The following is a 9,524-nucleotide window of genomic DNA, read 5'->3' as shown; positions in this document are numbered from 1 at the left end:
CGGGGTCCGGCCGCACGACAGCGCCGACCGGCCCGCCGACCCCTTCGGTACGCCGAACGCCGGCGGCGCGGCACCCGGCTACGGGCCCGCCCCGACCGCCGCGCCCACGTCGGGCGGCGCGTTCCCGTCGGCATTCCCCCCACCCCTGCAGCAGCCCGGTCCCTGGGACCAGGGCGGCCCGGAGCAGGAGCAGAACCGCTTCGACTCGTTCAAGCCGATCGCGGAGCCGAAGACCGAGCCGGCCCCCACGCCCAAGATCCGCAACGGCCGGGTGCTCGCCGCGGTGCTCGTCGCGGCGGTGCTCATCCTGGCGGTGCCGCTGGGGCTGCTCATGCTGCTCGGCAAGGTCGGCGGCGACGACCCGGCCCCGGCGTTCGACCCGGCGGTCGGCAGCTGCGTGAAGAAGTCGGGCGAGACGGCGGCGGCGGCGGAGTGCGGCGAGGCGGGCGCCTTCACCGTGGTCTCCAAGGTGGACGCGAAGGACAAGTGCGCCGACCCGACCCAGCCGCACGTGGTGCTCAAGGGCGGCGGGGCGAACCGCGTGCTCTGCCTCAAGCCGGCGGGCCAGTAGCAGACGAAGACGACGGCGGGGCCACGGGAGACCGTGGCCCCGCCGTCGTCTCTCCGGCCGGCAGCGCCGTGGAACGGCTGCGGAAAACGGCAGTGACCGTGGTACGGAAACGGAAAGCGCCCGCCCCGGAGATCAGGGACGGGCGCTTTCGGGGTCTGGTGGTTCAGGACTGATCGGCGACCTGCGCGACGAAGACCCGCCAGGCGGCCGGGGCGAAGAGAAGGGCCGGGCCGGTCGGATCCTTCGAGTCCCGGACTCCTACGACGCCGGGAAGGTTGTCGGCCACCTCGACGCAGTCGCCGCCGTTGCCACCGCTCTTCGTGCTCTTGCGCCACTGCGCGCCGGTCAGGTCCATGATGCCGCCGCTTCTCTGAGAAGTTCCAAGGAGCGCCCTCGGGGAAGAGCCTCGCCCCGTATGCGTTCCCACCGGTGCTCCAGCGTAGCAATGTCGGATGTTTGGTCGACTATTTGTGCGCGCGCTTGGCTATCGACGTGCGCCACCCGCGTCCCGTCGGGAAGTTCGGCGAGCGTGAACGGTCCGTCGAGGCCTGGATAAGTCGCTGTCTCACGTGGCACGACGTGGAGTTGAACGTTCGGCATCTCGGCACACCGCACCAAATGGGCTAGCTGCTCGGCCATGAGTCTCCGGTCTCCTGCTGCGGGACGACGGATGATCCCCTCGTCGAGCACCGCGACGAACAGGGGTCCTCGTTCACGAGTCAGGATCCCCTGACGGGCGACACGCGCCGCGACCAACTCACCCACCTCGTCTTTGGCTAGCGGCTGGCCGGTGAACGTGGCCCGCGCATAAGCCTCGGTCTGAAGGAGGCCCGGCACCCAGGCGAGCTGGAACGCCCGTAGGGCTACCGCCTCACGCTCGATGTCGACCCACGGTCTGAACCACACAGGTTCCCGGCGGTTCAGCGTGTCCGGCCAGAGTTCCGACACGTTCTTGCCGAGGATCTTCGCTACTTCCGCACGATGTCGACTCTGCGGGATACGTCCCGGGTTTGCCCACCGAGCAACGGTCTTGGGATGAATTCCGAGGCGGCCTCCCAGGCTTTCGGCTGTCTCGCACGCCTCGGCGAGCGCCGCCACAAATGCATGGTTCATGCCGCGTCCCCTCTGGAGCGATCAGAACGTTCCCGAGAAATCATCTAACGCTGTGTGATTGTCCAGCAACCCTCGGCAGAGTGCTTTGTAGACGGCGTGAGCCGGTGGAGGCGATGGGAGCCCGCCGGCCGCGCTGACGGGGGCCGCTCTGCGAGCAGCCGGGCCGGCCCTCCCACCACCCGCCGCACGAGGGGGAGCCATGCCCGAGGAGAGGCCGACACCGACACCCACGCCGAGGCGCGACCCGCCGCCGGCCCGCCCGGTCGTCCCGGGGCCGATCGGTCCCTTCATCCCGCCGTACCGGGGGCCAGGCCGCGTGAGCAACGTCGTCCCCGCGTCGCGCTGGTCTGCCCGGTGCAACCGGGGTCCGCAGTGACCGCCCGGACACCGCCTCCCGTACGGATGCTGCGGGCCGGCGAGGTCCTCCACCTGACCCGGGCGGCGTCGCCGCAGTTCGTGACCCCGATGCGCGTCCGCGTGATCCGCGAACTCGTCGACCGCTTCCCGCCGTACGGCTGGCTCTGGTTCGAGGGTTACCAGCTCGACGCCAGGGGCCGCGCGGTGGCGAAGCGCGAGCTGTTCGTACTGCGCGAGGGTCTTGAGTGGGTCGTCACCGCGCCACCCCCGGCCCGGCCTGCCCTCTCCCGCCGGCCACCGGCCCGCCCCCGCACGGCGGTGGGCTGATGGTGCACGTCCGCGCCCACGTCCCCAGCCGTCCCACCTGGCGCTGTGGCGCCTGCGGGGTGGCGTGGCCCTGCTCGACGGCGAAGCTCCTCCTGCTCGCGAAGTACCGCGGGAACCGCGACGCGCTGATGATCCACCTCGCCGCGCTGTGCGCCGAGGCCGCCGAGGAACTCGCCGGGCTGGACCACGGCAGCCTGCCGGCGGACCTGGCGGTGCGCTTCACCGGCTGGGCCCGCGCCCGCTAGCCCGGCTCGCCGCTGTCGTCCGGGTCACGGGTCCGACTTCACGCAAGCCCGACGTGGCAGGCTGGCGGGCATGGGAACGACACCGCGCGTACGTGCCCCCGAACTGCGGGGCCGGCAGTGGCTCAACACGGGTGGGCGAGAGCTGAAGCTGTCCGATCTGCGGGGCAAGATCGTGATCGCCGACTTCTGGACGTTCTGCTGCATCAACTGCCTGCACGTGCTCGACGAGCTGCGCCCGCTGGAGGAGAAGTACGGCGACGTGCTCGTCGTGATCGGCGTGCACTCGCCGAAGTTCGAGCACGAGAAGGACCCGGACGCGCTGGCCGCCGCCGTGGAGCGGTACGGCGTCCACCACCCCGTGCTCGACGACCCCGAGCTGGACATGTGGCAGCAGTACGCGGCCCGCGCCTGGCCCACCCTGTCGGTGATCGACCCCGAGGGCTACGTGGTGGCGACGATGGCCGGCGAGGGTCACGCCGAAGGGCTCGCCCGCCTCGTCGACGACCTGATCGCCACCCACGAGGCGAAGGGCACCCTGCACCGGGGCGACGGCCCGTACGTCCCGCCCGCCGAGCCGCAGACCACGCTGCGCTTCCCGGGCAAGGCGGTGCTGCTGGAGAACGGCAACCTGCTGGTGTCCGACTCGGCCCGGCACTCGCTTGCGGAACTGGCCCCCGACGGCGAGACGCTGGTACGGCGGATCGGCACGGGCAGCCGGGGCCGGGTCGACGGTCCCGCCGGGGCGGCCACCTTCTCCGAGCCGCAGGGGCTGTGCCTGCTGCCGGCGCACACCGCCGAGGTGGCCGGCTACGACCTCGTCGTCGCCGACACCGTCAACCACCTGCTGCGCGGCGTACGGCTGGCCGACGGCGAGGTGGTGACCGTCGCCGGCACCGGCCGGCAGTGGCGTTCCACGGTCGACGACCACTCGCACGACGCGCTCTCGGTCGACCTCTCCTCCCCCTGGGACCTGGCCTGGTACGACGACAAGGTCGTCATCGCGATGGCCGGCATCCACCAGCTCTGGTGGTTCGACCCGGTGAAGCGCACCGCCGGCATGTACGCGGGCACGACCGTCGAGGCCCTGCGCGACGGCCTGCTGGCCGAGGCGTGGATGGCGCAGCCGTCCGGCCTCTCCGTCTCCGCCGACGGCGCCCGGCTCTGGGTGGCCGACAGCGAGACCAGCGCGATCCGGTACGTCGAGAACGACGTCATGGGCACCGCCGTCGGGCAGGGACTCTTCGACTTCGGGCACGTCGACGGGCCGGCGGCGGAGGCGCTGCTCCAGCACCCGCTGGGGGTGTGCGCGCTGCCGGACGGCTCGGTGCTGGTGGCCGACACGTACAACGGGGCGGTCCGCCGCTTCGACCCGGAGAGCAACCGGGTCTCGACGGTCGCCGAAGGGCTGGCCGAGCCGAGCGACCTGGTGCTCACCCCGGCCGGCGAGGTGCTGGTGGTGGAGTCCGCCGCGCACCGGCTGACCCGGCTGGCGCCCGGCGCGCTCTCGGCGGCCGGTGCGAGCACCGTCGACGGTCCCCGGCACCGCACCGAGCGCAAGCCCACCGACGTGGCGGCCGGCGAGGTGACCCTGGACGTGATCTTCACGCCCGCGCCGGGGCAGAAGCTCGACGAGACGTACGGCCCGTCGACGCGACTGGTGGTGTCGGCGTCACCGCCGGAGCTGCTGCTGGAGGGGGCGGGGACCGGCACCGAGCTGTCCCGCCGACTGGTGGTCGACGGCACGGTGGCCGGGGGTGTGCTCCAGGTGACCGCGCAGGCGGCGACCTGCGACGCGGACGTCGAGCACGCGGCCTGCCACCTGACCCGGCAGGACTGGGGCGTACCGGTCCGGGTGGTCGAGGGTGCCGCCGCCCGGCTCCCGCTGGTGCTCAGGGGCCTGGACGACGCCTGACGTCACGCGAACGGAGTGAGCGTCACCCCCGCGTCGATCAGGGCGGCGCGCACCAGTTCGGCGCAGCGGACCGCGCCGGGGGTGTCGCCGTGCAGGCAGATCGACTCGACCGGACACGGGACGACGCTGCCGTCGACCGCGACCACGGACCGCTCGGTGGCCATCCGCACGGCCCGGGCGGCCACCTCCTCCGGGTCGGTGACCAACGCCCCGGGTGCGGTGCGCGGCACCAGCGAGCCGTTGGGCAGGTAGCCGCGGTCGGCGAAGCCCTCGGCGACCACCCGCAGCCCGGCGCCGGCGGCGAGCTGGGCGAGGACCGAGCCGGGCAGGCAGAGCAGCGGCAGCTGGTCGTCGTAGTCGCCGACCGCCGCGACCAGCGCCGCCGCCTGGGTCTCGTCGCAGGCGGCGGCGTGGTAGAGCGCCCCGTGCGGCTTCAGGTAGCGGACCCGGGTGCGGAACAGCCGGCAGAACGCGTCCAGGGCGCCGAGCTGGTAGGTGACCTCGTCGCGCAGCTCCGCGAAGGCGTACGCGATGTGCCGCCGGCCGAAGCCGGCGAGGTCCCGGTAGCCGACCTGCGCGCCGACGGCCACCCCGCGCTCGGCGGCGCCCTCGCAGACCTGGCGCATCGTGGACGCGTCGCCGGCGTGGAAGCCGCAGGCGACGTTGGCGGAGGTGACGAGGTCCAGCAGCGCGGCGTCGTCGCCGAGTCGCCAGATGCCGAATCCCTCGCCGAGGTCAGCGTTGAGGTCCATGGAACCTGACCGTAGTCCCTGGCCGGGCCTGCGCGAGCGGGGTCACGTCGTCCACCACCCCGACGACGGGGTACCCACCGGTGGTCGGATGGTCGGCCAGGAAGATCAACGGCTGGCCGTCCGCCGGCACCTGCACCGCCCCGAGCACGATGCCCTCGCTGGGCAGTTCCCCGGCCACCGCGCGGGGCAGCGCCGCGCCGGTGAGTCGCGCGCCGACCCGGTTGCTGACCGGGCTCACCGTGTACGCGCTACCGAACAGCCGGTCCAGCGCGGTGGCGGTGAACCAGTCGTCGCGCGGGCCGAGGCGCAGGGTCAGCCGCAGCTCGGTCGGGGTGGGCGCCGCGACGGTGACGTCCACCGGGGCGGGCGGCCCGGCCGGTGCGCCCAGGGGCAGCCGGTCGCCGTCGCGCAGTGGCGACGGGCCGAGCCCGGAGAGGGTGTCGGTGGCGCGGCTGCCGAGCACCGGCTCGACGGCGAACCCGCCGCCGACCGCGAGCCAGTTGCGCAGGCCGTCGCGGGGCGGGCCGATCCGCAGCACGGCGCCCGCCGGCACCGACAGCGGCCGACCCACGTCACCGGGGCGGTCGCCGACCCGCACGGCGGCCTCGGCACCGGTCACCGCGACCGCCGTCGCGCGGAGGAACCGCAGCTCGCAGCCGGTCATCGTGATCTCCAGGCCGGCGGCGGACTCCGGGTTGCCGACGAGCCGGTTGGCCAGCCGCAGCGCCGCCGGGTCGAGCGCGCCCGACCGGGGTACGCCGAGGTGCGCCCAGCCGGCCCGGCCCAGGTCCTGGACGGTGGTCAGCGCCCCGGCGCGGAGCACCTCGACCACCGGGGTCATGCGGCCACCAGGCGTACCCGGGTGCCCGGGGTGAGCCGGGCCGGTGGGTCGGCGTGCACGTCGAAGAGGCCCATCGTGGTACGCCCGACCAGCAGCCAGCCGCCGGGCGAGGCCGCCGGATAGATCCCGGCGTACGGGCCGGCCAGGGCGACCGAGCCGGCCGGCACCCGGGAGCGCGGGGTGGGCAGCCGGGGCACCGCCAGTTCGGCGGGCAGCCCGGTGAGGTAGGCGAACCCGGGGGCGAAGCCGCAGAAGGCCACCCGGAACGGGGTACGCCGCAACCGGTCGACCACCGCCGGCACGTCCACGCCCCAGTGCTCGGCGACGAGAGCCAGGTCCTCCCCGTCGTACGTCACGGGAACCTCGACCAGTTCGGCGGCGACTGTGGCTGCTTCCCCGTCGGCGGCGGCCGGCGCGTCGGCGGTCGGCGCGGCGGCGGCCGTGCCCGGCGCGGCGGCGGTGGTCGGTGCGGCTGGTCCGGGCGGCCAGGCGGCGATCCGCGCGGCCGCCGTGGCCGGGTCCGGCACCCCGTCGAGCAGGACGGTGGTGGCCGCCGGCACGATCTCGACGGCAGTCAGCTCACCGCGTTCGCGCCGCCGCCACAGCTCGGCCCGCCACGCCTCCACCTGGTCGGCGTCGGCACAGTCGATCAGCAGGGCGTGGGCACCGACGGGTCGGATCCGCATGCCGCCATACTCCCCGACCGGCGCATGGCACCAGGGTCGGTCGACCGTCGTCCCACGTGACCGGACGCACTACTTGAAAGTAACCTACGGTGTCGTAACCTAATGGCGTGACCACCCCCGCCCCGCTTCGACTGAAGCCGGTCGACATCGGTAAGCCCCGGATGCGCGGCTGGCTCCACACGTACGCATTCTTCGTCGCCGGACTCTGCGGCATCGTGCTCAGCGCCGTCGCCGCCACCCGGCCCGGCTGGGCCCCGCTGGTCAGTTGCCTCATCTACAGCCTGACGGTCTGCGGGCTCTTCGGCACGAGCGCGCTCTATCACCGGCGGGTGTGGTCCGAGCGCGGCTACCAGATCATGCGCCGGATGGACCATTCGATGATCTTCGTGTTCATCGCCGGCACCTACACGCCGTTCTGCGTACTGCTGCTGGAACCCCGACCGGCCACGATCATGCTGGCGCTGGTCTGGGGCGGTGCGCTCGCCGGCGTGGCGGTCAAGCTGGTCTGGCCGCACGCCCCGCGCTGGGTCTCCGCGCCGCTCTACCTGGCGCTCGGCTGGGTCTCGGTCGCGATGCTGCCTGACATCCTGCACCAGGGGGGCGTCACCGCCCTGGTGCTGCTCATCGTGGGCGGCGCGATCTACAGCGTCGGCGCGGTCTTCTACGCGCTCCGCCGGCCCAACCCCTGGCCCACCGTCTTCGGCCACCACGAGTTCTTCCACGCCTGCACGCTCGTGGCCGCGCTCTGCCACCACATCGCCATCTACTTCGCCCTCTTCGCCTGACAGACACGCATCCGGGGGCCCCGCCGCCTGGCGGAGCCCCCGGAAAAGAAGCTGTCCCGTCCTGACGTCAGACGGTGCGGCGCGGCTGACGCACCTCGCGGTACTCCTCCACGACCCGGTCGTCCCGCACCGGCACGACCTGCTCGGCGACCACGCGCTCACCGCGCACCGGGGCGACCACGGCCCGACGGCGCGAGTTCCAGAAGTGGAGGGTGAGCAGCAGACCGGCCACGCCGGCGAGCATCAGCACCCAGCCGACCACGGCCAGGTTGAGCCAGCCCAGATCCGCCTCCACGGCGAACGCGAAGATCGCACCCAACGCGATCAGGAAGATACTGCCACCAAAGCCCATCTTGTCGCCTCCTCGGCTGTCCCCTGGCGTTTCCTTCCGCCGCGGCCATCGGTGAGGTTGCGGCACCCATCGACTTACCCAAGCGCTCTGATCGCCAATCGGGCAAGCTGAGGACATGACCGACGCTTCCGCCCGGGGACGCACGCTGGTGCTGCTCCGGCACGCCAAGGCCGAGCCGCCCGGAGAGGTGGTGCCGGACGTGCAGCGTCCCCTGGCCGTACGGGGTCAGGCCGACGCGGCCGCGGCCGGCGCCTGGCTGGCCAAGCACGACCTGCTGCCGGACGTGGTCATCTGCTCGGCCGCCCGGCGCACCCGCGAGACGTGGCACGGCGTGGCGATGGGCATGACCGGCTCCCCACCGGAGGGCGGCTCGGCCGGCCCCGCTCCCGTCGTGCGCTACGAGGCCGACGCGTACGAGGCGCACCCGGAGGACCTGCTGACGCTGGTCCGGGACGTCGACCCGACCGCCCGTACGGTGCTGCTGATCGCGCACAACCCGGGCATCTCGCTCCTCTCGGCGCTGCTCGACCCGGAGCGGGCGGACCAGGACGGGTTGCGCACCAGCGACGTGGTGGTGCACCGACCCGACGTCGACTGGCCGGAACTGGGCCCGAAAAGGGCACCGATCACCGACCGCCACACCGCACGCGGCTGAGCCACCCGCCGGTACGTGGCGGGTGGCTCAAGACGGTGACGCCGTCGGCGGCTCCGTGGCGGTGGCACCGTCGGCGGTGACTCAGGCCGGTGGTGGCGCCGCCGATGGCTCGGTGGCGGTGGTGCCGTCGGTGGTTCAGCGCTTGGCGCCGTCGGACGCGGTGGCTCAGGACGGTGGTGCCGTCGGCGGCGGCGGATCGGGCGGCGGCGGCATCATCGCGGTCGGGTGCGAGAGCCGGTTCTCCTCGACGATCAGGGTCCGCGCCCGCTTCCGCCGGTCCTGCCAGAACCAGAGCGTGGTGAGCAGGACGCCCAGCCCGGCCAGGATGAACACCCAGCCGACCGCGCGCAGGTCGACCCACCAGACGTTGGCTCTGATGGCGAAGGTCAGGATCGCGCCGATGGCGATCAGGAAGATTCCGCTACCAATGCCCATGTGCGCTGCACTCCCCCGTGCGGTGGCTCTGGGCGTTCTCTGACGTGGCCTCGCGACGGTTACCCACCACACCGCCCGGCTACCCGGATGGCGTCCCCGAATAGCCGGCGGAACCCACACCGGCGGGCCAGCCACCGCTCTTCCGGACCGACCCGATTGCGCCGCCACGACTGCACACGGTGACTGCAACCCCAAAATCCGTGCCGCTACTCGCCGTAACTACGGCCACCAGGCAGCACCGCCCGCAAAAACGGGCATCATGCCTAATTGCTAACCACTGGATGCGACCGACACCCCCACCGGCACCCCTCCCCAGACGCTTTGCTCTGCATCCATGGACGCAACAGGCACCCAGAGTTGCTGGCGCCTCCGTGGATGCAGAGCAAAGGGCGGCGAGGGGCAAGTCGGAGAGGCGGCCGATTGATGACGCTGCGTGGTCGGCTTGATCCCAGACCCACTCCGCACCCGACCGCGATGATGCCGCCGCCGCCCG

At 73.0% G+C, this 9,524-nt stretch carries 12 protein-coding genes and 1 pseudogene; 6 read left to right on the top strand and 7 right to left on the bottom strand.

Translation table 11 applies throughout. The features are described 5' to 3' along the window. Positions 1-571, top strand: a pseudogene (locus F6X68_RS26270) (hypothetical protein); the annotation flags it as partial. Between the two features lie 163 nt (positions 572-734). On the opposite strand, the gene F6X68_RS26265 reads toward F6X68_RS26270, so the two are convergent. Continuing rightward, the gene (locus F6X68_RS26265; protein ID WP_151456787.1) at positions 735-926 is read right to left on the bottom strand and encodes a DUF397 domain-containing protein; all 192 of its coding nucleotides are present in this window, start codon (positions 924-926) and stop codon (positions 735-737) included. Then, complete coding sequence (locus tag F6X68_RS26260) at positions 917-1,684, bottom strand: DUF5753 domain-containing protein (protein WP_151456786.1); 768 nt, start codon at positions 1,682-1,684, stop codon at positions 917-919. The genes F6X68_RS26265 and F6X68_RS26260 overlap by 10 nt, the downstream gene beginning before the upstream one ends. A gap of 372 nt (positions 1,685-2,056) precedes the next feature. Between F6X68_RS26260 and F6X68_RS26255 the strand changes: the two genes are divergently transcribed. The 3 genes from F6X68_RS26255 (at position 2,057) to F6X68_RS26245 (ending at position 4,525) form a co-directional block, all read left to right on the top strand. Further along, positions 2,057-2,368: a hypothetical protein gene (locus tag F6X68_RS26255; RefSeq protein ID WP_225852438.1), complete on the top strand. Its 312-nt coding sequence runs from the start codon at positions 2,057-2,059 to the stop codon at positions 2,366-2,368. Continuing rightward, on the top strand, positions 2,368-2,613 hold the full coding sequence (locus tag F6X68_RS26250; RefSeq protein ID WP_151456785.1) for a flavin reductase: 246 nt from the start codon (positions 2,368-2,370) through the stop codon (positions 2,611-2,613). Before F6X68_RS26255 ends, F6X68_RS26250 begins: the two co-directional genes overlap by 1 nt. Before the next feature lie 70 nt (positions 2,614-2,683). Then, complete coding sequence (locus F6X68_RS26245) at positions 2,684-4,525, top strand: NHL domain-containing thioredoxin family protein (RefSeq protein WP_151456784.1); 1,842 nt, start codon at positions 2,684-2,686, stop codon at positions 4,523-4,525. A gap of 2 nt (positions 4,526-4,527) precedes the next feature. Here F6X68_RS26245 and F6X68_RS26240 read toward each other — a convergent pair whose 3' ends face one another. From F6X68_RS26240 to F6X68_RS26230, 3 genes are read right to left on the bottom strand one after another with little or no spacing between them, the layout of a single operon-like run. Further along, positions 4,528-5,277 (bottom strand): LamB/YcsF family protein, encoded by a 750-nt coding sequence (locus F6X68_RS26240; protein ID WP_151456783.1) that lies wholly within the window; start codon positions 5,275-5,277, stop codon positions 4,528-4,530. After that, a complete protein-coding gene (locus F6X68_RS26235) occupies positions 5,261-6,118 on the bottom strand; it encodes a biotin-dependent carboxyltransferase family protein (RefSeq protein ID WP_151456782.1) in 858 nt (285 codons plus the stop codon). The genes F6X68_RS26240 and F6X68_RS26235 overlap by 17 nt, the downstream gene beginning before the upstream one ends. Further along, on the bottom strand, positions 6,115-6,804 hold the full coding sequence (locus F6X68_RS26230; protein ID WP_151456781.1) for an allophanate hydrolase subunit 1: 690 nt from the start codon (positions 6,802-6,804) through the stop codon (positions 6,115-6,117). The genes F6X68_RS26235 and F6X68_RS26230 overlap by 4 nt, the downstream gene beginning before the upstream one ends. A 107-nt stretch (positions 6,805-6,911) precedes the next feature. Here F6X68_RS26230 and F6X68_RS26225 point away from each other — a divergent pair, with 107 nt between their 5' ends. Further along, entirely contained in the window at positions 6,912-7,589 is a 678-nt protein-coding gene (locus F6X68_RS26225) for a hemolysin III family protein (RefSeq protein WP_151456780.1), read from the top strand. A 67-nt stretch (positions 7,590-7,656) separates the two neighbouring features. Here the strand turns inward: F6X68_RS26225 and F6X68_RS26220 are convergent, their stop codons facing one another. Continuing rightward, complete coding sequence (locus tag F6X68_RS26220; protein WP_132235282.1) at positions 7,657-7,941, bottom strand: DUF6458 family protein; 285 nt, start codon at positions 7,939-7,941, stop codon at positions 7,657-7,659. A gap of 115 nt (positions 7,942-8,056) precedes the next feature. On the opposite strand from F6X68_RS26220, the gene F6X68_RS26215 reads away from it, so the two are divergent. Further along, positions 8,057-8,596: a histidine phosphatase family protein gene (locus tag F6X68_RS26215; RefSeq protein ID WP_151456779.1), complete on the top strand. Its 540-nt coding sequence runs from the start codon at positions 8,057-8,059 to the stop codon at positions 8,594-8,596. Positions 8,597-8,761: 165 nt separating this feature from the next. On the opposite strand, the gene F6X68_RS26210 is transcribed toward F6X68_RS26215, so the two are convergent. Continuing rightward, a complete protein-coding gene (locus F6X68_RS26210) occupies positions 8,762-9,031 on the bottom strand; it encodes a DUF6458 family protein (protein ID WP_013730795.1) in 270 nt (89 codons plus the stop codon). Positions 9,032-9,524: the final 493 nt, after the last annotated feature.

Source organism: Micromonospora sp. AMSO12t, from assembly GCF_008806585.1.
GTDB classification, from domain to species: Bacteria; Actinomycetota; Actinomycetes; order Mycobacteriales; family Micromonosporaceae; genus Micromonospora; species Micromonospora reichwaldensis.
The sequence above is the reverse complement of the archived record's forward strand: the minus strand, read 5'-3'. Positions and strand labels throughout refer to the sequence as shown.